This is a genomic window from Pelorhabdus rhamnosifermentans (genome assembly GCF_018835585.1).
Taxonomy (GTDB): domain Bacteria; phylum Bacillota; class Negativicutes; order UMGS1260; family UMGS1260; genus Pelorhabdus; species Pelorhabdus rhamnosifermentans.
Genome location: NZ_JAHGVE010000011.1, coordinates 46,780 through 73,181 on the forward strand (window position 1 = coordinate 46,780; position 26,402 = coordinate 73,181).

Genomic DNA, 26,402 nt, shown 5'->3' on the forward strand with positions numbered 1-26,402 from the left:
GGTGGATGATGAATGAATACGAGCTTGTCTTCACAAGAATTTCAATTATTTCAACGCTATATTGAAGAACAGTGCGGGATTCGTATTTTGAATGAGAAAGCCTATCTCATTGAAAGTCGGTTATCAAAGTTTTTAATTCAATTTGGGTTAGATAGTTTTGAAGAACTCTATTGGCTACTTAGTCAACAATCACAAAAAAATTTAGCGGAAAAAATTATTGATGCCATGACAACAAATGAAACATTATGGTTTAGAGAACAGACGCCATGGAAAATCATGGAGCAAAAACTATTACCCGAATATATTCAGGCCCTTAGACAAGAAAGTTGTGACAAAATTCGCATATGGAGTGCTGCTTGTGCGAGTGGACAGGAGCCGTATTCTATTGCGATGTGCCTGGACCACTACTTAGTAGAGCATCATATTCAAGATATTACATTAGATCATTTTGAAATCTTGGCTACGGATATTTCTCATACAGTATTGCGTATGGCTAAGATGGGGAAATACGACAATATTTCTATGGCACGGGGATTAAGTAAAGAATATCGTGACAGGTATTTTGAGCAGAAAGGTAGAATTTGGACATTAGATAAGCACATTAAAGAACGTGTTCAATTCAAACAGTTTAATTTGCAAGAGAGCTTTTTGTTCTTAGGAAAATTCGATCTAATATTTTTTCGTTATGTAGCTATTTATTTTTCAGATTTGTTCCGAACAGAAGTTGTTCATAAAATTACTGCGGCTTTAAAGGATAAAGGCGTGCTGATTTGGGGCAATTCAGAGGTGTTTTTAAATTATCAGGATGACTATGAAGCCGAGAACTACGACAGTGCTAATTTTTATCGACTAAGGAGTGGAGATGCATGAAAATATTATCCGTTGATGACTCGGCCATTATCCGGAAGATTATTCGTAGCGGCGTGGAATTGTTAGATTTTGAATTATTGGAAGCGGCAGATGGTATGGAAGCTTTGAAAATATTAGCACAGTCAAAAGACGTTGGATTGATTTTATTAGATTGGAATATGCCTGGTATGGATGGTATGGATTTTTTACTGAAAGTAAAAAATAGTGAGTCATTCCCGGATATACCCATTATGATGGTGACTACAGAGAGTGAAAAGGAAAATATTATTAAAGCTATTCAAGCAGGGGCGATCAATTATCTTGTGAAACCGTTTACGATTGAGGAGTTAATGAAAAAAGTACTGGAGTGTGTTGAGGAAGGGGCGTAATTTTTTGCAGCAAGATCGAAAGTTTTTACAGCAATGTTTGTCACAGGCTGTTATTGATGTATTCGCTACAATGGCTGGTCTGGATATGTGTGAAACGAAAGAACGAACTCAAGCTTGTAGACAAGGGCAAAATGAACTTACTGGCATTATGATGATTTTAAGCGGTAGAAATGCCGTGTTGTCTATTACGATGGACAAGAAAGATGCCCAAACAATTATTTCGTTTATGACGGGAACGGTTCTTGAAGAATTAGTTGATTCGGAATTGTATGATGGTGTTGCCGAGTTAATCAACATGATTGCCGGACGTTTCAAGGCATCGTTGATTGATACGGACTATCATTTTTCTATTACGCCACCATTTACTATTGTTGGGAAAAAACATTTTATTGTCTATAAACAGACGATGTTTCAAATTACGATGCATTTTCAAGCTGATGAGACTCCCATTCATTTAAATTTGACTTATTTGTAAAAAAGATACATTCTATTGAGGCTCAATATGCAGTCAGTGCTGCTTGTTGAGCGTCTTTTTCTTCAACGACGTAGAAAGGTATTTTTCAGATTTATGTGGAATATTTTCTTTAAGGAAGATGTTATATTGTACTTGTTTCGCAATTTTAATGACTAACTATTTATTTTGGTAATCCATTTAGGAGATGAGTATGAAAATGAATAGAGTGCTGCGTGTTGGGATTGATATTGGTTCAACTACAATCAAAATGGTTATTCTTGATGAACAGAATAGTATTGTTTTTCAGCAGTATTTACGGCACTTTTCGAATATCACGACGACTCTTCAGGAAATGGTTGCCAAAGCACAAGGAATGCTGAAACAGAAAATGTTATCCGTTATGTTTACAGGTTCGGCAGGCATTGGCATATCGAAATCGCTGGAGTTGCCTTTTGTACAAGAGGTCATTGCTTGTACGAAGGCAGTTAGGCATATTATACCTAATACGGATACGGTGATTGAGCTTGGTGGGGAAGATGCGAAGATCACTTATTTTGGCAGTACTGTAGAACAGCGTATGAATGGTGTATGCGCAGGGGGGACAGGTGCATTTATTGATCACATGGCTGCTTTGCTTCATACGGATCCGGCCGGCCTCAATGGATTAGCCAAGCAATATCATACGCTTTATCCGATTGCATCGCGGTGTGGCGTATTTGCCAAGACGGATGTGCAGGCACTTATGAATGATGGAGTGCCTAAGGCGGATATTGCGGCATCTATTTTACAAGCTGTCGTCAATCAGACCATTAGTAGTTTGGCTCAGGGACGGCCGATTAGTGGAAAAGTGGCTTTTTTGGGCGGTCCTTTATATTTTTTATCGGAACTGCGTAAACGATTTATTGAAACATTGAATTTAAAGAAAGACCAAGTCATTAGTCCCGAAAGTTCTCCTTATTTTGTGGCCATTGGTGCGGCACTTATTTCGCAAAGCGAACCTTTTTCTTATGAATGTTTATATGAACGGACGCCGAAAATGGTTCATTTAAGTGCAGATAATCAGGAAAAGCTTGAGCCGCTTTTTACGAGTGACGAGGAATATCAATTGTTTAAGGAACGCCATGCTCAAGATGCTGTGTTAAGAGAAAAAATAGCTGATTATTCAGGTAATGCTTATTTGGGAATAGACGCCGGTTCAACAACAACGAAGCTTGCTCTTATTAGTGATGAGGGAAAATTATTATATTCCTACTATGGTAGTAATCAGGGCAAGCCGCTGGACACAGTGATTTTAGCGCTGAAAGAGTTATATAGCCATTTACATGATCAGATTCGAATTGTTAATTCCACTGTTACAGGATATGGTGAGCAGTTTATTAAAGCAGCATTGCAAGTGGATATTGGTGAAGTGGAAACTGTTGCTCATTTTAAAGCTGCGAATTCTTTTTTGCCTGGTGTTACATTTGTTCTCGATATTGGGGGGCAAGATATGAAAAGCTTTTTTGTTCGTAGTGGGATTATTGATTCCATTATGCTCAATGAAGCATGTTCATCTGGTTGTGGTTCTTTTATCGAAAATTTCGCCCAATCCATGAAAATGGATGTAAAAGAGTTTGCTCTTTTAGGTCTTAAATCACAGCAGCCCGTTGATCTTGGTACGCGCTGCACTGTATTTATGAATTCTAAGGTGAAGCAGGCCCAAAAAGAAGGGGCTCAGGTTAGTGATATTTCAGCAGGTATTTCCCTATCTGTTGTAAAAAATGCCTTGTTTAAGGTTATTCGGCTAAAAGATGTTGATCAATTAGGTGATAAAATTGTTGTTCAAGGCGGAACTTTTTACAATGATGCCGTGCTGCGTGCGTTAGAGAAGATTCTTGGCAAGAATGTTGTTCGACCAGATATTTCCGGGATTATGGGGGCCTATGGTGCGGCCCTTATTGCCAAAGAGCGGTGCTATGAAGGACAGTGCTCTACTTTGTTGCAAGCGGAGGAGCTGAAGAACTTTTCGTCAGATACGACAATGCACCGTTGTTCCTTCTGTGGAAATCATTGTCTGATTACGACGCAGCTGTTTTCAAACGGCCAGAAATATTCTGCAGGCAACCGTTGTGAACGAGGAGTGGGCAAAGAAAAGGCTGGTTCTGGCATTCCTAATATTTATGAGTACAAATATAAACGTCTTTTTCAATATGTACCTCTGGCGGCTTCTGTAGCAAAACGGGGAACGATCGGGTTACCACGCGTATTGAACATGTATGAAGACTATCCATTTTGGTTTACCTTTTTTACAACATTAGGTTATCGCGTCGTTTTGTCGGGACGGTCATCGCATAAATTATATGAAATGGGCATGGAAACCATCCCTTCAGAGTCAATTTGTTATCCTGCCAAACTTGTTCATGGTCATATGGCTGATTTAGTCCAACGAGGCATCAAAAAAATATTTTATCCTTGCATTCCTTATAATATTCAGGAGGACAAAGAAGCTGACGACTATTATAATTGTCCTATTGTGACCTCTTATCCGGAAAATATTCAGGCTAATATGGATGTTTTTCATCATGACAATCTGGTGTTTTATCATCCTTTTTTACCGCTTGACAATGAAAAACGGCTGGTTAAAAGGCTGGTTCATGAACTGGCAGCTGAAAATCTTGTGAAGAAAGATATCATTGAAGCTGTGAAAAAAGCTTATGACGAACTTGAACATTACAAAGACGATGTGAGACGAAAAGGCGAAGAAATTCTTTCTTTGATGTCTCAAACGAATCAGAAGGGAATTGTTTTGGCAGGACGGCCTTATCATGTGGATCCAGAGATTAATCACGGTTTGCCTGAATTGATTCAGTCATACGGATTGGCTATTCTGTCAGAAGATTCTATTTGGCATTTAGCTGTAACAGAAAGGCCGCTACGTGTTGTAGACCAATGGACATATCATTCCCGTCTCTACCGTGCAGCCAATTTTGTTGTACACCAGCCCAACTTGGAGCTAATACAGCTTAATTCCTTTGGTTGCGGTCTTGATGCTGTCGCAATGGATCAAGTCAAAGAAATACTTGAAGCACATGATAAAATTCACACAGTCGTCAAGCTTGATGAAATTAATAACTTGGGTGCCGCAAGAATTAGGATCCGGTCGCTTATTGCTGCATTAAACGAGCGAAATAAGAGTTCGGTAGTGCCTCATAACAGGCATTATCGGTATAATAAAGCTGTTTTTACGGCGGACATGAAGAAAAGACATACTATTTTGGCGCCGCAAATGTCTCCGATACATTTTCAGTTTTTTGAGGCTGCATTTAAACAGGCAGGCTATAATCTCGTTATTGTGGCCATGCCTGACAAAGAAGCGGTGGATGAAGGCTTAAAATTTGTGCACAATGATGTGTGTTATCCGGCGATTATCGTTGTGGGGCAATTGCTTAAAGCCCTAAAATCGGGCGAATTCAATCTAGACAATACATCCATCATGCTGTCGCAGACCGGTGGCGGATGTCGTGCTACCAATTATGTTGCGATTATGCAAAAAGCTTTAACTGATGCAGGTATGCCGCAGGTACCCGTTATTTCTCTAGGGGGGGAAAATTCGCCTGGCTTTTCTTTATCAATTTCACTCTTGAAACATTTAGTTATAGGACTTATTTATGGCGATTTGCTTATGCGCGTTCTCTACCGCGTACGGCCTTATGAGAAACAGTCCGGTGCGGCGAATGCCCTGTATGCAAAGTGGGTGGCAAAATGTCAACAGGATCTTTTAAATGGTACAAAACAAGAGTTTAAAAATAACATTTATGGTATTGTAAAAGATTTTGATGGTTTGCCTATTGATGAGCAGCTTATTAAACCGCGCGTCGGCATAGTCGGGGAAATTTTGGTCAAATATCACCCCGGAGCCAACAATCATCTTGTTGATTTGTTAGAAGGCGAAGGGGCGGAAGCAGTTGTATTGGACTTGATGGACTTTTTTTTGTATTGTGCCTATGATAGAAAAGTAAAATATGATCTGTTGTCTGGAACTTTTGTGAATCGAGTCAAGGGAAGTTTATTCATCAAAGCCATTGAATTTTATCGGAAAGAGCTTAAAAAAGCGCTGCTTTTGAGTCAACGTTTTGCTCCCCCTCTTGCAATCGGCCAAATTGCTGGACTTGCGGCTCCGCATTTATCACTCGCAAATCTAACAGGTGAAGGCTGGCTCTTAACAGGCGAGATGGTGGAACTGATTGAGCGTGGTATTCATAATATCATTTGTTTACAGCCCTTTGCTTGTCTTCCTAATCATATTACAGGCAAAGGGATGATTAGAGAAATACGCCGCTCCTATCCCGATGTCAACATTGTTCCGATTGATTACGATCCAGGGGCAAGTGAGGTAAATCAGCTGAATCGCATCAAACTGATGATGGCAGTTGCCAGGGAAAAAGTTCAACAAGACCTTCGGATAATCTAGAGAAGTCTAATTTATGCTGAGCGTCATTATTTTGTAGAAAATTTTGTTTTTGACTAAGCGAATAGTAAAGCTTGTATAGTAAGCAAAACGGGAGATATTGGAATGGGACATAGTTTAACATTACCGCAGGCAAAGTGTTCTTTTGGCAAGGCATTATTTCAGCATCACGTGTTGCTTGTTGCAGGCGGAAGGTCGCCACAAAATGAGTGGTTGATTCAAGCGGCTCAGGGAGTTCCGGTATGGTGTGTCGATCAAGGCATTGATTATTGTTACGATAGTGGTATCATTCCAGAGCGGTTAGTTGGTGATGGTGACAGTGCAAGTGAGGCAGGTTGGGCTTGGGGAAAGACACTACAGATCCCTGTTGATGTTTATCCTGTTGAAAAAGATTTCACTGATTTACAGTTGGCTTTGCAAAGAGTAGGTTCTGTGTACAGCCAAGCCATGATTGTTGTAACAGGTGTGTGGGGAGGCCGTTTCGATCATATATTTAGTAATATCTATTCTTTAGTAGGTTGTTGTGATCAAATGGACTGGATTGGCTGTTGTGCCGCAGATGAAAAAGAAGTCCTTATTTTGTTAAAAGGTTGTGATACTTTAGCTATTAAGATGAAAAAACAGGCTGAAGTGATTTCGCTACTGCCTCTTTCGGATTGTTCAGGCGTTTCGATTGATGGCGTTCATTGGCCTTTAAAAGATGTCGTCTTGAAACAAGGTTTCCCCTATGCCATTAGCAACCGCCCAATTGGCTTCAATAGGGATATTACCGTGGCTGTAGAGAACGGTTGGTTAGGTGTTTATTTTTGCTGGAATACGCATGATTTACAGAAGCGATAAGGACTATTTGGAAAAACATAGAAAATGATTGCTGAATTTTGGTTTACAAAGTATAATGGGGACAAATCATATAAGTGCGAAGGGTGCCTATTTGGGCTGAGAAATGGGAGAAATTCCATTAACCTTTCACCTGATCTGGGTAATGCCAGCGTAGGGACGCGAAATATAACTTGTTAAAAACGCATTCCGATGGGAATGCGTTTTTTGTTTATAAATATGAAAATTGAGGAGAGTGAATTTGATGGAAGTTGATTTTTTTAGCCATTTGTCAAAAATTATGGATAATCCTTCAAGTGTTGCCGCTCTTGTGGGAATGCTGATTCTTATTTTGGCATTCTTACGCATAAAGAAACTTGTTTTCAATACGCAAATGATTGTTCACATCGGGATTGCCTTGGCTTTAACCGTTGTTTTACATGCCTTACGTCTTTACCATATGCCGCAAGGAGGAAGTATTACTTTTGGAGCGATGATACCGCTGTTTTTAATTTCGTTTCGTTATGGTCCTATTATGGGTTATTTTGCCGGTTTTATCTATGGTCTACTCAATTTGATACAGGATCCCTATATTTTACATCCTGTGCAGGTCCTCTTTGACTATCCTTTGCCTTATATGGCGTTAGGTTTGGCAGGCTATTTTAAGGACCGTTATTTTATGGGTGTTCTTGTTGGTATTTGTGGCCGGTTTTTTTGCCATTTTGTATCAGGAGTTGTCTTTTTTGCTAGTTATGCACCGCCGAATGTCTCTCCTTATTGGTACTCGTTGACTGCCAATGCCGCTTATTTAGTACCTGAACTAGCCATTTGTCTCATCCTGATGCGTGTTTTACCAGTAAGGAGTTTGCTCATCAGCATGAGATAATTATGATGTTCTGACTATTTCGTTTGGGAGTCTTAAGCATAACCAGGTGGCTTCTAGAATGGCTTTATCTTGATAAAAAGCCACTCCAGTTTGTTTGAGTGCGATTTGGGATATTTTTAAATTTTTTACTGTCATTGTTACTGTTGCATTCGGTTCAATAAAATCGAAAAATCTGACATTTTCTACAGCGGCTAAACCCCATAAGACGTTTTTAAATAAGCCTAAACGGGTGATACCTGCGCCACCGCATTGTACGAGGGATTCCACGAGTAGCATATTTGGTATTATTTTTTGTTTAGAAAAATATTCTTGGTAAAATAGAAAAGTGGAATCATAAGTTTTTATTCCTAAAATTTCTTCTGGCGTTGCCGAAATAATTTTATCGACAAATAAAAACGGGGCTCGTTGGGGAAGAAGTGTCTTTATATCAGTCATAAGGGAGTCTCTTTTCATTGGGCTTTTAAACGTATTCGATCGATTTTTCCGTTACTATTCATTGGTATTTCATCAACAAAGATAATCTGTTGTGGACAGCAAGACGAGAGCATTTTTTGTCGACAATAATCCAAAATGTCGGCTGCTAACAAAGTGGGCTTCTTTTTTACAATCCAGGCACAGACTTTTTGTCCTCGCATGGGATCAGTTATTCCACCTACAACGGCTTCGTCAATTCCCGGACAGCGGCGTAAAATGTTTTCTAGTTGCTCAGGAATGATTTTTATTCCGCCGCTATTGATGATACCGCTTTTTCTTCCCAATAAATATAAGTAACCTTCCTTGTCGATTTTACCTAGATCACCTACAGTAGACTTAGGACTATATTCGGGAGCTAAGTAAGGACTTTCTGCCCAAATCGTGTCTTGCTCAATAGTCAGGGTAACGCCTGGAAAGGCTTTACCGACTGATTCAGGATGACTTAACAGGTCTTTTGTTGCGGAATAGCTGACATGACCCAGTTCACTTGCCCCATAATATTCACAAATATTTGCTTGAGGAAAAGCTTTTACGAGGTTTTGGACGGTTTGTCCATCTATTTTGGCTCCGGCAGTGACGAGCGATGTTATCTGATTAAGGGGCGCGTCGATTACTTTCAATAACAGGCGGTAGTGAGCAGGAACCATAAACATCGCACTGACCTGATGTTGTTTTATTTCTCTCACCCATGTTCGGGGCAGGTGATTGCTGGCCATTACGACGGTACCACCTTCAGCAAGGAGATGAAGGCAAGCATTTAGATTAGCTGTGTACGCCAATGATCCTGCCAAATAGATCGTATCTTTAGGGCTGATATGGAAGACTATACTTTGACTAGGGAAAGCGTTTGTCCAGCTTTGATGGCTTCGCCAGATCAGCCTTGGTGTGCCTGTACTGCCGGAACTTAAGGCTCCCAAGAAGATGTCTTCAGGATAAATATCAGGGAGTGTTGCTGTTTTGTTTTTTGACAATTGAAAATTTTCGTCGATAGCAAGAACAATTTTTTGTTCTTCCATGAGGCTTGTACACACCTCTTGCGATGTTGAGGCGTCTACAAAGATGCAACAGCCACCGGCTTTTACGGTACTTAAGAAATATAGTAACTGCGAGACAGGGTTTATTTGTTTCACCAGGACTTTATCGCCTTTTTGTATTTTTGTTGCTAAGCGTTGAGCGAGAAGATTCACCTTTTGTATGAGTTCTTGGTATGTTAGCCGGGTAGTGCCATGAATCAGACACAGCTTCTGGGCCTGACTTTTTCCAAAATGAGTGATGTTGCTATGAATTAACATGTTTTCAGACCCTTTCAATCAGCGTTGCTGTTCCCATGCCGCCAACAGCACCAATAGCGGCAATGCCGAAATGTCCCTTTGCTTGTTGCAATGCCTTGAGGAGATGGAGGAGGATGATGGCTCCAGAAGCTCCGTAAGGATGACCGTAGGCTAAGGCTCCTCCAAGCCTGTTGGTCTTATTCAGACTAAAGCCGAGTTCTTGACAACAGGCCAGTATTTTCACGGCAAAGGCCTCATTGATTTCGAGGGCGTCCACGGCTGTCAGAGGCAGGTCCACTTTCTTTAATAATTTTCGAATGGCATATACCGGCCCCAAGGGAAATAAATTAGGATCACAGCCGCAGTCAGCTATAGCTGTAATCTGCGCTTGCGGTGTTAAGTGATATTTTTTTATGGCTGCGTGAGAGGCAAACATGAGGACCGCAGCACCATCATGTTTTAGACAAGTATTGCCGGCAGTGATTTTGCCGCTTTCCTTAAAAACAGGTTTCATTCTTTCCAGTAATTTCAAGCTCATGTGGTTTCGGATGCATTCATCAGACTTGATGATTTTGTTTGTTGCCGTGAGTGGTATTATTATATCTTTTAGCAAACCCTGTTCTTGCGTTTGTACCGCTCGTTGATGACTTTCAAGGGCCAATAAATCCATGTCGTGTCTGGAAATAGCCAGTTTTTCGGCCAGGGCTTCCGCCGCTTCTCCTATATCTGGATCGCCGATTAAAGGGGTAGAAAAGGGAGCTCGTTCATAATAAACAGCTTCTCCTTGAAAACGGGGATCATTGGAATTAAACTGTCGTCGAGGCGCCATACTAGTACTTTCGACTCCTCCTGCAATAACAAGCTCGGCAGTACCCGATCGGATTTGGTTTACAGCCAGGTTGATGGCACTGAGTCCTGAGCCACATTGTCCGTCAATTGTGAGAGCGGGAATAGCATAGGGCCAGCCAGCTTCAAGTACAGAGACTCTGGCAATATTGCCGCCAGGGCCCACGACGTTGCCAAGGATGACTTGATCAATAATTTTTGGTGAGATTTCGTAGCGGTGTATGACTTCATTTAGTACGGTGGCAGCTAATTGTTCAGGAAGAAAGTTTTTTAAGAAGCCGCCTGTTTTTCCGATCGGTGTCCTCATGCCGCCAATTAAATAGGCCTGATTCATGATTGCACCGAAGCATTCTGTAGACGTTTATTTATGGCCGTACCAATGATTGTTGCGATACCAACTTTAAGTAAATCGCCGGGGATAAAGGGGAGTGCTCCCACCATCAGTGATCTTTGTAAACCCATGGCTGTTACGAAATTTAACCAGGCTACACCGAGTATATAAACAACGAAAATTCCACCGATTAAATTGGCCATAGCGAGACGACCTGTATTATTATTTGTTCCTTTTAATTTGGCAGTCACAATAGCGCCGATTAAAAAACCGATGAGATATCCGCCGCGGGGTCCGAACAGGACGCCAATCCCGCCTGTTCCACCTGTAAAGACCGGTAAGCCAATGGCTCCCAACAGTAGAAAGGTCATAACACTGAGCGCAGCTTGTCGCATCGTTAAAATACTTGCTGCTAGCATAATGGCTAAATTTTGACCTGTAATGGGGACAGGACTGAAAGGCAGCGGAATGATAATAAATCCCATTGCTGCTGTTGCGGCAGCAAAAATAGCAGCATAAATGAAATCAATTAATTTGTTTTTTGTTGGCATAATGCTCCTCCAAACATCCTGTAAAACTTTGAATAGTTTTGTCTACAATGAATAAGGTTTAACTGAAAAAAGTATAAATCAATGCAAAACGATTGTCAACTTATTTGTATTTTATAGTTAACTAAAGTTGCAATAAAATTATCATCAAAGTCCTACAAGCTTTATCTGGTTTGTAGGACTTTGTTTTGTCATGGATATTGGAGGGGCAAAATATAGAATAAGGAGGTGAATCGGATGAGACGTGGTGTGGTGCTGCGAAAGGGTTGGAAAATGGCCAGTACATATTGGTTCTCTAATGAAAGAGGATCAGCATGGTTACTATTATTAAGTGCTATCGGGCTTAACATGGTATTGGTTTATATAACGGTTGAACTTAATTTATGGCAGGGAAATTTTTATCTTGTTATACAGAATGTTAATCAGGGGGGGTTTAGTGATGCCATCGTCAGGTATGGATTATGGGTATTGTTGCTCATTGTCGTGAAAGGATACCAGATTTATTTTCGCATGCTTCTTCATATTCATTGGCGTCGTTGGCTGACTGATCGTTACTTATCTCAATGGTTGCAGAATAAGACTTATTATCAGCTTCAGTTAACAAGTTCGAATTTTGCGGATAATCCTGATCAGCGCATTAGCGAAGATGTTGATTTATTTGTATCGATTACTCTCAGGCTCACCTTGGATTTATTCAACGATATGATTACGATTTGTTCTTTTCTGGTTATATTATGGAATCTATCCAGTGTTGTTTCATTATCATTCGGTACCTTCAACTTTACTATTTATGGTTATCTCGTATGGACAGCATTGGCTTATGCCATTATAGGTACTTATTGTACCTTTAGATTGGGTCGTCCCCTTGTCAGATTGGATTATGATCAGCAACGTTATGAGGCGGATTTTCGATTTAGTTTGATGCGGATTCGAGAGAACGCAGAAAGTATTGCTTTGTACGATGGTGAATATCAAGAAAAAGAAAATTGTTTGCAACGTTTTAAATATATTTTTGATAATTTTACAAAAATCATCGCAATACGAAAACAATTGATGTGGCTGACGACGGGTTATTCACATATTTCGGTAATTTTCGCTATTGCTATGGCATCGCCTCGATATTTTCGCGGACAGATTCATTTAGGGCAAATGTTTCAGATTATTGATGCCTATAATCATGTTCAAACGGGCTTTTCATTTATTATCGATAGTTTTACCCGGTTGGCACAGTGGCGGGCTGTTATTAATCGGTTGAATAGCTTTCTACTATATATCGACACTGCGCAAATGGAAAAGATGGCTCAAGAAAGGCAGATGTATAACAAGCATAAAGGAAAATTTTCTATTAGGGATGTCAGTATTTCTCAACCTGACGGTCACAACTTAGTTAGCGGGTTAAACTTTCACATAACCTCAGGTGAAAGAATGATCATTACGGGACCATCAGGGTGTGGCAAAAGTACATTATTACGGACTTTTGCTGGTCTGTGGCCTTTTGCAACAGGACGTATCGACATACCTTATGAAGGAAGAATCATGTTTGTTCCCCAAAAACCTTATATGCCTATTGATAAATTGCGCAAAATCTTACTTTATTCTGGCAGCAATCGGCAATTCGAGGATCGAGAGCTTATAGATGCTTTAAAAGACTGTAGGTTAGCACATTTTGCTGATAAATTAGATGAAATCTGTGATTGGGGACAGATTCTTTCACTGGGTGAACAGCAACGAATTGCATTTGCTCGCATACTATTATTAAAACCAGAGTGGCTTTTTTTAGATGAAGCTACGTCGGCATTAGATGAAGCTACTGAAAAGACTGTATATGAAAGAATATCTGAATTTTTGCCTCATACTTCAATTGTGAGTGTAGGACATCGGAAAACAATTTTTCATTATCATAAAAATTGTTTAGTCTTAGATGGGAGAGGGGGGTGGTGTATAAGAATGCTGGAATAAGAGTAGTCTTTAGAAGAGTTTCTATAGGCTGGTAATTGTTGCTATGACCTTGAGTGTTATTTTTGCTATGTGCTTATTAGTGAAAGGTGAGTCGAATTTTCTATATAGGGTATTGTCGATAACGGAAAAAACTTGACTAAATTTGGCATAAGTAATATTATGTAAAAGGAATGTTACAATTTCTAAAATTTTATATTGGCAAACTTACTGAAAAGTAGGGACGCAAAACTATGGGTCTAAAGACGGAGTCTATGATTGCCAAGTTGCTTATTTCGTAATAAATACATTTAGCACCCGCCTATTAGGGGCTATTTTTTTTACATCCCATTTTACTGTATGGATTATGACGATAATTGTACTCCCTTGGCGACCCAGTTGAGGAAGGTATCTATAATGTATGTTTAGAAACGGCACGAGAATTTATTGTGTTTATGTCATTGTTCTTGGTATTTTTATTGGGGCGTTGTTTGCTGTAGTGTCACCTGGTATTTATAAACTGAGTGCAATATTATTGTTTGTGCTATTATTCTTTGGTTATAAGAATAGAAAGAATTCAATTTCTTACGCCTTTGTGGCTGCTGCACTGTTTCTTCATCATTGTTTGTTGGCTAAAATTGTTTTTGATAAAAGTGTTGACGCTGATAGCCTGACTCCTTTTATTATTAATGCTGGATTTTTTTACGCACCGGTGCTTCCTGATCCCATTACACCCGTGCTGGCTGTGCTCACACTTGCATATTATTTCATCAGTTATAATGGTGGCACGATTTCATTGCTTGTAGGGGGGAAAATATTTACGACTTTTCTTATTACCTCACTTGTGAGCGGCGGTGTGTATTTTTTTCGTCAATTGTCTATAGAACGGGAACGATTTTATCAGGCCAATCTTACTGATCCACTTACGGGGTTATATACCTTTACTTATGCTGTCAAAATCGGCCAAGACTTACTTGATCATGGCAATAAGCTGATTGTCATGATTATGAATATCGATAATTTTAAAAATATCAATGATACATATGGCTATTTTATTGGGAATAAAGTATTGATTCAATTTGCCGGATATTTGCGAGACGCAGTGTGTCACGAGGCGGTTGTTGCACGTCTGGGTGGCGATGATTTCATTGTCATGATCAAGCAAGATGATGCTACTACTTTATCTGTTGATGGATTGATTGATAAGTTAAATAAACGAGAATACATTACAGATTCTGATCTGGATTCAGTGCATTTGGCCTTTTCCTATGGCGTAGCCATACAAGATAAAGGGACAGTTGTTGATATTCAAGAACTGATTAATGTGGCGGAAAAAGACATTTATTGCAATAAAACGTCTCAGGGGATTGGGGTAGCTATTTATAATGGAAATGAAATTCTTGATGCGTCTTTTTATGATCTCGTTCATGTACTTGCCCAAAAGGATATGTATACTTATGTCCATTCGTTACATGTTGCTTGCTATGGTGCATCACTTGCTAAATGTTGGGGCCTTAATAAGAAACAAGTGGCGGAAGTCTTTTTGGCAGGATGGCTGCATGATGTGGGAAAAATCGCTATTCCCAATGAAATATTGCGCAAACCAGGTAAATTAACGGAAAAAGAGTACGATTTAATTAAGCGGCATGTTGAATATGGGATGAATATTCTTTTGTCATTTGATGTCAGTGAAGTGGTTCGTCAAGCCGTTATTACTCATCATGAGCGCTATGACGGTTTGGGCTATCCCTACGGGCGGTCTCAACAGGATATTCCATTGGCCGGACGTATTTTGGCTATTGCTGATACCTATTCAGCCATGACAGTGAAGCGGGTTTATCGCAGGAAGCTTTCACAGGCTGAGGGATTAACGGAGTTGAAGCGTCAGGAAGGGCGGCAGTTTGATCCGGAATTAGTGGAAACGTTTATTGATATGTTGACTGAAAAACATTTTCAAGTTCAGACTTAAAAAATCAGCTCATTCGTTTATTAACATTTTTCGTAACCAAGGCTCATCAATATTGGTGAGCCTTGGTTATTTTTTATTCGTACATTAAATAGAGTTGGTAGGCACTGGATAAGAGGGTATAAACAATGGCTAATACAACGCCGATGGTGCCGATGATCGTTCCTTTATGATAAAAACGAGCGTCTTTTTTTGATTTCCCAATTAAGTCAAGGATGATGATGGTGAAAATTAACAGCGCCGATATGATTGTGATGGGTAATCCATAGACCATTTCTATCACGATCCCTTCTTATTCATCACTAATAAACAAAAAAGTATTGAAATGAAACGATGATTCTGAATATTTCATGGAAAAAAAATCTTTCTAGTTCTATAATAATAAATAGATAAAATAAGGTCAACCATATTTTACCATTGAATAGATGGCGAGGTCGGATTTATGTCATATTTGGTGGATATTCTTGAAGCAATTCAAGACGTTGTAAAATCAGGTATTATTCGTGAATTAGATCAACAAGATAGCCAAGAAGGCAATCCGTTAATTTTAAGACAGCTCGTGGAAGAAACAGTAAGCATTACGGAAGCTGTTGTAGAAACAGTAAAATTGAATACTTTTACTTCTTTAAAGGTTTATTTAAGCTCTCTTTGTAAGGTCTATATTGAACGAGGCGTTGTCTTGTCGGAAATCATGAATTTTTTCGATCTTTATGAAAAGTCCATTAAAGATGCCATGTCTATTTATTTACAGCATGATTTGGTTAGTTTAAATCGATATCGTCGCGAACTGGACACATTACTTGATAAGGCGCGGGTATTTTTATCTGATGCGTTTTTTATTCTGTATGAAGAGACAGTGTTAAAACAATTTGAACAATTGCGGATCATTAATGAAATTACGGCACAGCTTACTTCGTCGCTCAAGCTCAATGATGTGCTGAGCTTTATCGTGACTCATGCGCTGGCTTTGTTTAAGGCTGATTGTGGCAGTATTTTATTGAATGATCTGCAGGATGTTTATTCTGTTCAAATTGCCCAAGGCTGGCAAGCAGTAAATTCACCGCTTGCTATTGTTATGAGTATAAGTTCCAGTTCCGGCGTTATTATTATTCATCAAGACGATGTGGATGATTCGTTACGGAAAACGTTGCGGAAAGAAAATTTACAGACCATCATTGCTATAAAATTGTCCATACAAGAGCGTACTATTGGCGTACTTGTCGTTGGCTTTCAATCGGTGCACAGGATGACCATTATGGATAAAAGAGTACTGGAAACTTTCGCTAATCAGGCTGCCATTGCTGTCAATAATGCCCAACTTTATGGCGATACAGATCATAAACTGCAGGAACGGATTCATGAAGTGACAGTACTCCTTGAACAGGATCGTGCGCTTTTACATTCGATTAGGGAAGGTGTGATTGCCATTAATGCATCAGGGGCGATTACTTTGTTGAATAATGAAGCGAAGCGTTTGTTGAATTTGTATGAAGATCCTATTCATTCCGATATTTTAGATGTTCTTCCAAATTCTCGTTTGCCTATTGTGATTCAGACACAACAAGCCGAATATGATCAGGAGCAAAAAATGGGTGTAAGTACGGTGATTACGAATCGTGTCCCTGTGATTGTTAATGGCGAAGTCATTGGTGCCATTGCCACATTTCGGGATCGACAAGATGTGAAACAACTGGCAGAAGAGCTAGTTGGCGTGAGATCGCTACTTGATTCTATGCGTGCTCAATCGCATGAATTTACCAATAAACTGCATGCTTTGTCCGGACTTATTCAAATGGGACAATATGATAAAGTAGTTGAACTGATTACGGATATTTATCATAACCGCCAGGAATGTGTTAGCTTTGTTGTCAAAAGAATTAAAGAACAATCTACAGCCGGTTTATTGCTTGGGAAGATTAGTCAGTCCAAAGAGCGGGCCATCTTATTGCGTTTAAGTCCACGAAGTAAGTTGCTGTTCCTTCCGCCCCGGCTCACAAACATATCGATGGTCACTATCTTGGGCAATTTGATTAGCAATGCCATGGAGGCCGTGGCGCATCTCGCGAAAGAGCGGAGAGTTATTGATGTACATATTTTTCAGGGACAGAAATTTCTAACCATTTCAGTAAAGGATCAGGGGTGCGGTATTCCTGAAAAGTCGATAAAAACTATTTTTATGCGGGGGTTTTCTACCAAGCCCGGGAGTCGGGGCATCGGACTTGCACTAGTAAAGCAGGAAGTTAATATGTGTGATGGGAAGGTCCGGGTTCGTTCAGTCATGGATCAAGGCAGTCAGTTTATTGTAAAAATTCCGGTCGAATAAATATTGGCGGGGGTAATGAAATGAAGACACGAATATCTGTGGTGATTGTGGAGGATGATCCTATGGTCCTTGAACTTCATCGTCAGTTTGTTAGCAAAATCAAAGAATTTCAATTGATTGGCGCTGCCAAAGATGGCAAAGAAGGCATTGAGACTATTTCACTGTTAAAACCGCAATTAGTAATTTTAGATGTTTATATGCCTGAAGTCGATGGCATTGAAGTGCTGAAAGAGGTTCGAAGGTTGGGTGTCAATACGGATATTATGCTTGTTACAGCTGCTCATAACTCTGAAATGATTCAGCTTGGTATGCAGTATGGGGCGGTAGATTATATTATCAAACCATTTACATTTCAGCGATTTAAAAAAGCTTTGTTAGACTATCGGAAATATATCAATAAAATTAAAGACAGTAACAATTTGACGCAAGAGGAGATTGATCATCTCAGAGGAGGTCCTGTTAGCAGTGGCGTTGAACGCAATTTACCCAAGGGATTGGATCATCTTACATTGAGTCAAGTGGTGGATACCATCAAAAAGCAACAGGGGCAGTTTACCGTTCAAGACATCGCTCATATGATGGGCATATCTTGTGTAACGGCCCGACGTTATTTAAACTTTCTGCAACAAGATGGTTGGCTGCAGTCTATGCTGTCTTACGGCCCAGTGGGCCGACCATTACATAAATATCATGTTACAAATGGACGATAGTGAGACTAGCAACAGAAATAAACGGGGTAAATCCAAGTAGTTACAGACTATTTTGGGCTTACCCCGTTTATTTTATTTACTTTATTCTCTTTATTTGCGAAATGGATCAATTTTCCACTTCCTATTGTATAATGACTTTGTAAGCAAGAAATAACCGAAAGGAGGAACTTGGCGATGGCCAATACCCTATCACTGCGGGTGACAAATGCAATGCCGGAAGATGTGGGTCAAGGCCATATCCGGCTTGATAACGAGGATATGGATAAAATAAGGGTTGCATTTGGCGATGTCATTGAAATTCAAGGTCGTAAGACAACTGTTGCCAAGGTAATTCCTTGTTTCGCACAATTTAAAAAGCAAGATAGAATTTTAATGGATTCCATTACAAGAGAAAATGCGGGTGTAGGAATTGATGAGCGCGTTATCGTGCGAAAAGTTGTGTCACAGCCGGCCCGGACAATCATTCTCAGTCCTCTTGATGTGACGATGAATTTTAAGGAAGCCGATGATTTAAAGCATCTCGAACGCCTACTGTGTGGGATGGTTAAGGTTATAGGCGATTGTATTCAGTTGAATTTTGCTGCAGCCAGAGGCCAGTATTTTACAGTGATTGGTACAGTGCCAGAGGGACCGGTCGTGATTAATACAGCCACGCAAATTAAAATAACGGAGCCAGATGTATCTGAAGATCGCAGTTTTGAGGCTTGTTATGAAGATGTGGGCGGATTAGATAAAGAATTGCAGCGTGTTCGGGAAATGGTCGAACTTCCGCTCAAGTATCCTGAATTATTTCGAAGATTAGGCACGGATGCACCCAAAGGGGTGCTATTATATGGTCCACCAGGCACAGGCAAAACCTTAATGGCCAGGGCCGTTGCAAGTGAGACGGCGGCGACTTTTCTTCATATTAATGGCCCGGAAATTATCAATAAATTTTATGGGGAAAGTGAAGCGAGGTTGCGTGAAATATTTGAAACGGCGCAGCGTCAAGCCCCGGCAATCATTTTTATTGATGAAATTGATGCGATTGCACCCAAACGGGCCGAGGTGATTGGCGATGTGGAAAAGCGCATTGTTGCCCAGTTACTGGCTTTAATGGATGGACTGAAAAATCGGGGACAAGTCATTGTGATTGGAGCAACGAATATGCCGGATCAAGTGGATTTGGCATTGCGCAGGGCAGGAAGGTTTGACCGTGAGTTATCGATTGGTCCTCCTGATCAAAACGGTAGACTGACTATCTTAAAGATTCACACGAGAAACATGAGCATCGATAACTCTGTTGATTTAGCGGGACTAGCTCAGTTGACTGCTGGATTTGTGGGAGCGGATCTCGCTGTTCTTTGCAAAGAAGCTGGAATGAATGCTGTGCGACGGCTGCTGCCTGAAATTGATTTAAACTGTCTTGAAAAACCGGAAAATTCGTATAAATTAAAAATTACAATGGACGATTTTTATCAAGCTTTGCGGGAAGTAGAACCCTCAGCGACACGTGAATGTTTTTCCGAACGACCCGATACGACGTGGGAGCAAGTGGGGGGATTAACAAGCATCAAAGAAAGACTGCGTTGCATTTTGGAACTTCCTTTAAGACATGCCGATTTATTAAAACAAATCGGGTTCTGTATGCCTAAGGGCATTTTACTCACCGGTCCACCAGGCACAGGAAAAACATTACTTGTGCGGGCTTTGGCAGGATCAAGTGGAGTACATTTTATATCGATAGATTCGGCTACACTCAACTCTCGATGGTTGGGTGAGGCTGAAAAGGGACTCAGACAAATATTTAAGCGGGCCAAACAAATTGCTCCTTGTATTTTATTTTTTGATGAAATTGATGCCATGGCTCCTATTCGTATGAATCGGGATGTATTAGGTAGTGATCGACTTGTGAGCCAATTGTTGCTTGAGATCGATCATATTAGTCATGCTGCTGGCGTGATTGTTATTGCTGCCACCAATCGTCCTGATAAAGTAGACCCCGCTTTTATGAGAGCAGGCAGATTTGATTTTATATTGGAATTGCCCTTACCGGATGTCAAGGAACGGTTGGAGATATTTAAACTATATACAGCCAAAGTTCCATTAGCGACAGAAGTGGACCTTGGTGATTTAGCTGAAAAGACAACTGGAAAAACAGGATCTGATATTGAAGCAATCTGCAAGCAGGCTACTTTTGTTGCTTTAAAACGACTTACAAGTCAATCAAATAGTACGGGGTATGATGATCAACATTTATCTGTATTAGAACAAGATTTTGTTGAGAGTTTACATGGATTGCAATGAATTAAAACATAAATGAAAAATATTGCAATAAGGAGGTGACGATCAAAACAAGTTCATTTGCGAAGGTTCTTCAATTTTAATCCAAATTAAAAGGAGGAGAAAAAATGACACTGTCTGTTGCTGTCGATGCCAAAATGCAGGAAATCACTGTCTGGACGAGAGGCGTTACCTTGGCAAAAGAAGCTCGTGACACGGCAACCTTGCTTGCGAAGGCAGGTGGATTGGAAGGAAAATATGTGCAGTCCTTTGATAATTATGTAGATCTTCCTGACCGTATTAATGTTGCTTGTAAGAGTTATGCTCGCATTAGTTCGGAACCGATTGAGACTTATTATGAGTATGAGAATTACAAACCTGATATTGTTGTGTTAGCTGAAGAAACACTTGTGAAGGGACATGACATTCTAGGGGGGGCTAAGGAAGGTTGTGTAGTAGTTATTAATACGGCACGTGATCCTCAGTCTCTTTTAAAGTGGATATCGCCGAAAGAAAACTTGAAAAAGGTAAAAGCAGTGGCTACGGTTGATGCCAATGCCCTTGGCCACAGTGTGATGCTTACTTTTGATGGTACTGAAGGTTGTTTTGATGATACGAAGATTGGCGCAGGCGTTGGTGCTGCTATCGCCGGTGCAACTGCTAAGGCGAGTGGTTGCGTTAAACTTGATTCTTTGAAGAGTTTAGCCGAAAATCCACAAGCAGTTCAGCAAGGTTTTGACGCAGTCAAAGTATTGACTTTATAGAGCATTTGTTCAGGCTGTTTAGCCCAGACAGCGAACAAGAGAAATGCTAAACAAGGAATAAAGTGGGTAATTTTTGAGGGAGGTGCACCTATGTCTAAAGCTTATAAACAAGTGCCTTTCGCGGCGATTGTTCCTTCACCTAAGACGGAAAACGAAGGAATGGTCACAGGTAACTGGCGTTATCTCCGTCCGGTGGTCGATAAGAGTCTGTGCACAAAGTGTAAGACCTGCTGGATATTCTGCCCAGATGCCTGTGTAAACTACTCGAAAGATGATGGAATTAGTTTTAATTTGAAATATTGTAAAGGCTGCGGTCTATGCAGCAACGTTTGCCCAGTAGGGGCCATTAGTCGTCAACCTGAATTAGACTTTGAGGAATAGGAGTGAAGAAGATGCCAATTAAAAAGAAGGGTACAGGTTTAACTGCAGTTGCAGATGCTTGGCAACTGGCTGATATTGATGTCTCCGCTTCCTATCCAATCAGGCCGTATACAGCAATTATGGCCGAATTAGCCAAGCGGATTGCCAATGGTCAGATGAAATGCGAAATGGTCCATGGCGAAGGCGAACATGCGCAGTTTAGTATTGCTCATGGCGCATCCATGGCGGGGGCCAGAGCTACTACAGGTACTTCTGGTGTAGGTGTTACATATGCGTTTGAACTCTATTCACCTATAGCAGGTGCGCGGTGTCCAATCCAGGCACTTGTCGGAGATCGTACACTCGATCCTCCGGGAGATTTTGGTTCGGAGCATACAGATTGTTTGACGCTGCGTGATAATGGCTGGATCTATGGCTGGGCACAAGATGCCCAAGAATCACTGGATAACAGCCTTATGATGTTTCGGATTGGCGAAGATCCTGAAATTATGCTGCCGCAAATCGTGGCCATGGATGGTTACTTTGTCACGCATATTAACCAGGAATATGAAATGCCTGATCAAGAGCAGGTAGATAAATTCTTGCCACCCTTTAAACCGCAGTTTCGACTTGATGTGAATCATCCAGTCATTATGGGACCGCAAATTGAGCCTGAAATGGGACCACCTCTGGAATGGGATCGCAATGTTGTTATGCAGCGCGTTTCAGAGAAAATTGTTACAGTAACGAAAGAGTTTAATGAAATTTTCGGACGCAATTATGCGCCGTTTGTTGAAGAATATGAGACAGAAGATGCTGATATGGTATTTTTACTGCAAGGCGCTCATGCCGTGACTTGTCGTAGTGCCATTGATTATCTTCGTAAGGCAGGCTATAAAGTGGGCATGTGCCGCTTGCGCTGGGTACGTCCATTTCCTGATCAGGCCCTTAAGGAAATTCTTCCTAAATTTAAGGTTGTTGGCGTAATTGACACGAACACTTCCTACGGCGCAGCAGGGGGTGGCGGTGTTCTGTTAGTCGAGACGAGAGCCTCTGTTTCGGAAGTTGCCAATAAGCCTATGATTCAAGGCTTTACTTCTGGATTAGGCGGCGAAACTATTACACATGAACAATTCTTCAAGATGGCTGAAATGATGAAGATGACACTTGAAGCTGGAAAAATTATTCAAGATTCTACGTGGGTAAACTTTAATGATTATCATGAAGGTGCGACAGAAGTGAAATATGCTAATCAACAAGTGGCTTACGCAAAAGAATAAGGAGGAATAAACGATGGCTGTTGCTGAAAAGATTAAGTCTATTGCACAGGCTCCGGAGAAAGAGTATTACCTTCCGGGACATCGTACTTGTGCTGGCTGTGGACCGGCTCTCGCTTATAAGTTGATAGCGAAGGCAGCTGGTAAAAATACGATTTTTATCGGTCCAACAGGTTGTATGTATGTTGCAAATACGAGTTATGCTTGTGGTCCGTGGGCCGTGCCGTGGACTCATGCGCAAATTACCAATGGCGGTGCCGTTGCGTCAGGGATTGCTGAAGCATTTAAGATGATGATTAAAAAGGGTAAAATTCAAGACGAATACCCCAATATTATTGTGATGGCTGGTGATGGTGCTGCCGTTGATATTGGTCTCCAGGCTGCTTCGGCTATGATGTATCGCGGTCATGACGTGCTGTTTGTCATGTATGATAATGAATCTTATGCCAATACTGGTGTTCAAGTTTCCCCTATGACACCGTATGGCGGAGCGACCATGTTTACGCCTCCTGGACCGGTTATTCCGGAAGGAAAAAAATTCTTTCCGAAAGATCCGATGGCATTGTTCTGTGGCGGCGGTCATCCAGCGGTGAAATATGGTGCTACTGCCTCTGTGGCTTATCCCATTGATTTGATGAATAAAGTGCGCAAGGCATTGGCATATGAAGGGCCCGCATTCCTGCATGTTCAATGTCCTTGCCCGAAAGGCTGGATGTTCCCGTCGGATCGGACTGTTGAACTGGGGAAACTTGCGGTAGAAACAGGCATGTGGCATATGTATGAAATCGAAAATGGCGTAAAAACCTTTAACATTACACCGAAAAAGCTCAAACCCGTTGATGAATTTGTTCAAACGCAGGGCAGATTCAGTCACTTAAAACCGGAACATGTTGCCAGACTCCAGGCGTGGGTCAATGAGCGCGCCCAACACTTGGGAGTGGAAGCGGTTTTACCATCCGTTAAATAATTGTCCGTTCGTTCGGAAAGTCCTTGGTTTCTGTGATAAAAAGGGACCAAGGACTTTCTCATCTCCTTGAACTTTGATTAAGCAGGTTTATGGAAGGAGTCTTGTTTTGTATGGATAAGGGAGTTGCCTTAGTCGCTACGAACTGGATATTAGCTTTCCTACCTATCCTAGTATTACTTTGTACTATTCTTTTCTTCAAATGGGGAGCACCAAAATCAGGTGCTATTTCTTGGTTCACGGCGATTATCATTGGAATATTTTTTTTCGGAGCAGACGGTCGTTTACTAACATTGGCAAATAGTAAAGGGTTGAGTTTATCACTTTATGTATTGCTTATTATTTGGTGTGCTGTATTTCTGTATAATATTGTAAATCGAATCGGCGCAATTAAAGTAATTGGCGATACAATGACCAAAATAACAGAAGATCGGTTGTTGCAATGTTTGATCATGGCTTGGTGTTTTGCATCTTTCATGCAAGGTATTGCTGGTTTTGGCGTACCTATTGCGGTTGTTGCGCCTATTATGGTTGTCATGGGATTTTCACCTGTCGTTGCAACGGCAACCTGTCTTGTCGGATATTGCTGGTCCATTAGTTTTGGATCTATGGGTTCTTCTTATTATACGATTCAACTGGTTACGAAGATACCAGGCGACGTGATTGGGCCGTGGATGGCCATCTTATTTATCGTTCCTGTTATTACAACTGGATTTGCCGTCGCCTTTATTTACGGCAAAATGGCGGCTGTAAAACGAAGCATTCCAGCTGTACTTGTGACGAGCATTGTGATTAGTTTTACATGCTGGCTCATGAATGTATTAGGCGCAGCTCAATTGGCAACGCTTATTCCAGCTGTTATGGGCTGTTGTTCTCTTGCAATCATGTCACATACCTCATTTTACCGAACGAATGCGGTTCATGAAGTTGCTACAGAGTCACAAGAAAGGCCCATGGGATTTCACTTGGCTTTTGCCCCGTATTACATTTTGATTTTTCTTTCTGTTTTATCGCAGATTAAGTCGGCTGTCTTTTCATCCTATTCCTGGGGGCTTAATTATCCGGCAGTGCAAACGGCCGCGGGTTTCGCCGTTAAAGCGGAAAAAATGTATTCTAAAATTAATGCTTTTTCCCATCCGGCACCTTTTTTGCTTATGGCAGCACTATTGGGTTATGTGATATTTAAGTCAACTGGCAAATGGAGAGTAGGAGTAGCCAGGGAAGCCTTTCAGGCAACATTTAAACAATGTGTTCCAACAAGTCTCGGTATTGCTACGATGGTTATGATGGCATTGGTAATGAACGATACGGGTATGACTAGTTTGCTAGCGCAGGGGATGGCACATGCCACAGGAAGTTTATTTCCTATAGTCTCGCCTTTTATTGGTGTATTAGGCGCATTTCTTACTGGCAGTAATACGAACTCAAACATCATGTTTGGTGGGTTACAAGTTGAAACAGCCAACGCGTTGGGAGACAGTACCGTCATTATGGCTGCCGCTCAGTCTGTAGGAGGATCGGTTGGCTGTTCTGTTGCTCCAAACACGGTTCTCTTGGGTACGACGACGGTTGGCCTTGTAGGGCGCGAAGGAGAAGTAATGAAACTAACGTTACCTTATTGTCTTGGCATTACTTTTTTAGTAGGTATCAGTGCCTGGGCCTATTCACATTTTCTGTTTTAGATTTTATTGTAAGTTAAGGGGGGAATTTGATGAGTACAAGTGTAGTAACGAACCCCAATCATACTAAGAATCCAACAGAGTCTACATCTTGGAGAAAGAAGTATCGTCCACAGTTAATGAATGCAGCTTTTTTTTGCTTCTGTGTTGCTTTTCCTTTTACCTATTTCGGGGGGATACAGAATAATGGTACTTTAATAGAAATTTCTTTTGTCATACTTTCTGTGGCTTGTTTTATTCCGTTGATTACTAAAAAATAATTTGTATTTTAGTGCTGTTAGGATCTTCATTCATCATATTGCTGTACATCGTTAGTATCCAAGCTAATTGGCTGTAAATAAAATATTAGATTATTGTTTAGCTGTTCTTCTTCTTGAAGGACAGTTTTTTGTTTACCAAATTGCTAGATGGGCAAAAACATGTATGTGGTGGTCATTAGGATCAGTAGCATTCGCATGGAGGTTGCTGCGGTATTGGTTTTTGCTTGCAGGAAATGTATAAGCTTCAATTGAAGATAAAAATGGTTTCTTGACGAGTAAGAAAACACTCTGTATAATGAACACTAAAGTTACAATTTATTTATAAGTTTTTAATAAAATAACAGCATAGTGTAACAATAAAAGTTATGATGGAAATAATTGTATGAAGTATGTTTCAGAGAGCCGGTGGTTGGTGCGAATCGGTAGCAGAACAATACAATCGTCACTCCTGAACTGCAAGGCTGAAGGATAAGTAGGCTACGCCGGCATCGGCTCTTTATGAGCGCAACCGTTATATTGCTAGGGTTGTTAGACCTGATGAGATATATCTATCATGTATAGGTATAATAAGAGTGGTATCGCGAGAGTAAC

General features: G+C 40.7%; 22 protein-coding genes and 2 riboswitches. Of the genes, 17 read left to right on the plus strand and 5 right to left on the minus strand.

Annotated features, from left to right (window positions below):
• Positions 1-12: 12 nt before the first annotated feature.
• From Ga0466249_RS14185 to thiT, 6 genes are all read left to right on the plus strand, one after another.
• On the plus strand, positions 13-870 hold the full coding sequence (locus tag Ga0466249_RS14185) for a CheR family methyltransferase (protein ID WP_215830125.1): 858 nt from the start codon (positions 13-15) through the stop codon (positions 868-870).
• A complete protein-coding gene (locus Ga0466249_RS14190; protein ID WP_215830126.1) occupies positions 867-1,238 on the plus strand; it encodes a response regulator in 372 nt (123 codons plus the stop codon). The genes Ga0466249_RS14185 and Ga0466249_RS14190 overlap by 4 nt, the downstream gene beginning before the upstream one ends.
• A 4-nt stretch (positions 1,239-1,242) precedes the next feature.
• Positions 1,243-1,713, plus strand: a complete 471-nt coding sequence (locus Ga0466249_RS14195; RefSeq protein ID WP_246588736.1) for a chemotaxis protein CheX — start codon at positions 1,243-1,245, stop codon at positions 1,711-1,713.
• 196 nt (positions 1,714-1,909) lie between these two features.
• Positions 1,910-6,142, plus strand: coding sequence for a 2-hydroxyacyl-CoA dehydratase (locus tag Ga0466249_RS14200; protein ID WP_215830211.1), 4,233 nt, complete (start codon positions 1,910-1,912; stop codon positions 6,140-6,142).
• 102 nt (positions 6,143-6,244) lie between these two features.
• On the plus strand, positions 6,245-6,979 hold the full coding sequence (locus Ga0466249_RS14205; RefSeq protein ID WP_215830127.1) for a thiamine diphosphokinase: 735 nt from the start codon (positions 6,245-6,247) through the stop codon (positions 6,977-6,979).
• Positions 6,980-7,048: 69 nt separating this feature from the next.
• Positions 7,049-7,153, plus strand: a riboswitch (TPP riboswitch).
• A gap of 67 nt (positions 7,154-7,220) precedes the next feature.
• Positions 7,221-7,841, plus strand: a complete 621-nt coding sequence (thiT, locus tag Ga0466249_RS14210) for an energy-coupled thiamine transporter ThiT (protein ID WP_215830128.1) — start codon at positions 7,221-7,223, stop codon at positions 7,839-7,841.
• On the opposite strand, the gene Ga0466249_RS14215 is transcribed toward thiT, so the two are convergent.
• From Ga0466249_RS14215 to Ga0466249_RS14230, 4 genes are read right to left on the minus strand one after another with little or no spacing between them, the layout of a single operon-like run.
• On the minus strand, positions 7,842-8,276 hold the full coding sequence (locus tag Ga0466249_RS14215) for a 3-hydroxyacyl-ACP dehydratase FabZ family protein (protein ID WP_215830129.1): 435 nt from the start codon (positions 8,274-8,276) through the stop codon (positions 7,842-7,844). It lies immediately after the preceding gene.
• A 14-nt stretch (positions 8,277-8,290) separates the two neighbouring features.
• Positions 8,291-9,607 carry an AMP-binding protein gene (locus Ga0466249_RS14220; protein ID WP_215830130.1) on the minus strand — a complete coding sequence of 439 codons (1,317 nt, stop codon included), beginning with the start codon at positions 9,605-9,607 and terminating at the stop codon, positions 8,291-8,293.
• 4 nt (positions 9,608-9,611) lie between these two features.
• Positions 9,612-10,766, minus strand: coding sequence for a thiolase family protein (locus Ga0466249_RS14225; RefSeq protein ID WP_215830131.1), 1,155 nt, complete (start codon positions 10,764-10,766; stop codon positions 9,612-9,614).
• Positions 10,763-11,314, minus strand: a complete 552-nt coding sequence (locus tag Ga0466249_RS14230) for a biotin transporter BioY (protein WP_215830132.1) — start codon at positions 11,312-11,314, stop codon at positions 10,763-10,765. The genes Ga0466249_RS14225 and Ga0466249_RS14230 overlap by 4 nt, the downstream gene beginning before the upstream one ends.
• 234 nt (positions 11,315-11,548) lie before the next feature.
• Between Ga0466249_RS14230 and Ga0466249_RS14235 the strand changes: the two genes are divergently transcribed.
• Positions 11,549-13,270, plus strand: coding sequence for an ABC transporter ATP-binding protein/permease (locus Ga0466249_RS14235; RefSeq protein ID WP_215830133.1), 1,722 nt, complete (start codon positions 11,549-11,551; stop codon positions 13,268-13,270).
• 187 nt (positions 13,271-13,457) lie between these two features.
• Positions 13,458-13,541: riboswitch (cyclic di-GMP riboswitch) on the plus strand.
• A 126-nt stretch (positions 13,542-13,667) separates the two neighbouring features.
• On the plus strand, positions 13,668-15,215 hold the full coding sequence (locus tag Ga0466249_RS14240) for a diguanylate cyclase (RefSeq protein ID WP_215830134.1): 1,548 nt from the start codon (positions 13,668-13,670) through the stop codon (positions 15,213-15,215).
• Between the two features lie 73 nt (positions 15,216-15,288).
• Here Ga0466249_RS14240 and Ga0466249_RS14245 read toward each other — a convergent pair whose 3' ends face one another.
• A complete protein-coding gene (locus tag Ga0466249_RS14245; RefSeq protein ID WP_215830135.1) occupies positions 15,289-15,495 on the minus strand; it encodes a hypothetical protein in 207 nt (68 codons plus the stop codon).
• Positions 15,496-15,654: 159 nt separating this feature from the next.
• On the opposite strand from Ga0466249_RS14245, the gene Ga0466249_RS14250 reads away from it, so the two are divergent.
• From Ga0466249_RS14250 to Ga0466249_RS14290, 9 genes are all read left to right on the plus strand, one after another.
• A complete protein-coding gene (locus Ga0466249_RS14250) occupies positions 15,655-17,535 on the plus strand; it encodes an ATP-binding protein (protein WP_246588737.1) in 1,881 nt (626 codons plus the stop codon).
• A 20-nt stretch (positions 17,536-17,555) separates the two neighbouring features.
• Positions 17,556-18,245, plus strand: coding sequence for a response regulator (locus Ga0466249_RS14255; RefSeq protein WP_215830136.1), 690 nt, complete (start codon positions 17,556-17,558; stop codon positions 18,243-18,245).
• A gap of 174 nt (positions 18,246-18,419) precedes the next feature.
• Positions 18,420-20,531, plus strand: coding sequence for a CDC48 family AAA ATPase (locus Ga0466249_RS14260; protein WP_215830137.1), 2,112 nt, complete (start codon positions 18,420-18,422; stop codon positions 20,529-20,531).
• A gap of 104 nt (positions 20,532-20,635) precedes the next feature.
• Positions 20,636-21,271, plus strand: coding sequence for an oxalate oxidoreductase subunit delta (locus Ga0466249_RS14265; RefSeq protein WP_215830138.1), 636 nt, complete (start codon positions 20,636-20,638; stop codon positions 21,269-21,271).
• Positions 21,272-21,361: 90 nt separating this feature from the next.
• Positions 21,362-21,652: a 4Fe-4S binding protein gene (locus Ga0466249_RS14270; protein ID WP_215830139.1), complete on the plus strand. Its 291-nt coding sequence runs from the start codon at positions 21,362-21,364 to the stop codon at positions 21,650-21,652.
• Between the two features lie 11 nt (positions 21,653-21,663).
• A complete protein-coding gene (locus Ga0466249_RS14275) occupies positions 21,664-22,911 on the plus strand; it encodes an oxalate oxidoreductase subunit alpha (RefSeq protein WP_215830140.1) in 1,248 nt (415 codons plus the stop codon).
• A 13-nt stretch (positions 22,912-22,924) separates the two neighbouring features.
• On the plus strand, positions 22,925-23,875 hold the full coding sequence (locus tag Ga0466249_RS14280) for an oxalate oxidoreductase subunit beta (protein WP_215830141.1): 951 nt from the start codon (positions 22,925-22,927) through the stop codon (positions 23,873-23,875).
• A gap of 110 nt (positions 23,876-23,985) precedes the next feature.
• Positions 23,986-25,554, plus strand: a complete 1,569-nt coding sequence (locus Ga0466249_RS14285) for an L-lactate permease (RefSeq protein WP_215830142.1) — start codon at positions 23,986-23,988, stop codon at positions 25,552-25,554.
• A 29-nt stretch (positions 25,555-25,583) separates the two neighbouring features.
• Positions 25,584-25,811, plus strand: a complete 228-nt coding sequence (locus Ga0466249_RS14290; protein ID WP_215830143.1) for a hypothetical protein — start codon at positions 25,584-25,586, stop codon at positions 25,809-25,811.
• Positions 25,812-26,402: the final 591 nt, after the last annotated feature.

Bases quoted from the DNA above. Each gene is read 5' to 3' on its own strand.
- Ga0466249_RS14185 (WP_215830125.1), top strand. From the start codon at position 13: ATGAATACGAGCTTGTCTTCACAAGAATTTCAATTATTTCAACGCTAT.
- Ga0466249_RS14190 (WP_215830126.1), top strand. From the start codon at position 867: ATGAAAATATTATCCGTTGATGACTCGGCCATTATCCGGAAGATTATT.
- Ga0466249_RS14200 (WP_215830211.1), top strand. From the start codon at position 1,910: ATGAATAGAGTGCTGCGTGTTGGGATTGATATTGGTTCAACTACAATC.
- Ga0466249_RS14205 (WP_215830127.1), top strand. From the start codon at position 6,245: ATGGGACATAGTTTAACATTACCGCAGGCAAAGTGTTCTTTTGGCAAG.
- thiT (WP_215830128.1), top strand. From the start codon at position 7,221: ATGGAAGTTGATTTTTTTAGCCATTTGTCAAAAATTATGGATAATCCT.
- Ga0466249_RS14215 (WP_215830129.1), bottom strand. From the start codon at position 8,276: ATGACTGATATAAAGACACTTCTTCCCCAACGAGCCCCGTTTTTATTT.
- Ga0466249_RS14220 (WP_215830130.1), bottom strand. From the start codon at position 9,607: ATGTTAATTCATAGCAACATCACTCATTTTGGAAAAAGTCAGGCCCAG.
- Ga0466249_RS14225 (WP_215830131.1), bottom strand. From the start codon at position 10,766: ATGAATCAGGCCTATTTAATTGGCGGCATGAGGACACCGATCGGAAAA.
- Ga0466249_RS14230 (WP_215830132.1), bottom strand. From the start codon at position 11,314: ATGCCAACAAAAAACAAATTAATTGATTTCATTTATGCTGCTATTTTT.
- Ga0466249_RS14235 (WP_215830133.1), top strand. From the start codon at position 11,549: ATGAGACGTGGTGTGGTGCTGCGAAAGGGTTGGAAAATGGCCAGTACA.
- Ga0466249_RS14240 (WP_215830134.1), top strand. From the start codon at position 13,668: ATGTTTAGAAACGGCACGAGAATTTATTGTGTTTATGTCATTGTTCTT.
- Ga0466249_RS14250 (WP_246588737.1), top strand. From the start codon at position 15,655: ATGTCATATTTGGTGGATATTCTTGAAGCAATTCAAGACGTTGTAAAA.
- Ga0466249_RS14255 (WP_215830136.1), top strand. From the start codon at position 17,556: ATGAAGACACGAATATCTGTGGTGATTGTGGAGGATGATCCTATGGTC.
- Ga0466249_RS14260 (WP_215830137.1), top strand. From the start codon at position 18,420: ATGGCCAATACCCTATCACTGCGGGTGACAAATGCAATGCCGGAAGAT.
- Ga0466249_RS14265 (WP_215830138.1), top strand. From the start codon at position 20,636: ATGACACTGTCTGTTGCTGTCGATGCCAAAATGCAGGAAATCACTGTC.
- Ga0466249_RS14270 (WP_215830139.1), top strand. From the start codon at position 21,362: ATGTCTAAAGCTTATAAACAAGTGCCTTTCGCGGCGATTGTTCCTTCA.
- Ga0466249_RS14275 (WP_215830140.1), top strand. From the start codon at position 21,664: ATGCCAATTAAAAAGAAGGGTACAGGTTTAACTGCAGTTGCAGATGCT.
- Ga0466249_RS14280 (WP_215830141.1), top strand. From the start codon at position 22,925: ATGGCTGTTGCTGAAAAGATTAAGTCTATTGCACAGGCTCCGGAGAAA.
- Ga0466249_RS14285 (WP_215830142.1), top strand. From the start codon at position 23,986: ATGGATAAGGGAGTTGCCTTAGTCGCTACGAACTGGATATTAGCTTTC.
- Ga0466249_RS14290 (WP_215830143.1), top strand. From the start codon at position 25,584: ATGAGTACAAGTGTAGTAACGAACCCCAATCATACTAAGAATCCAACA.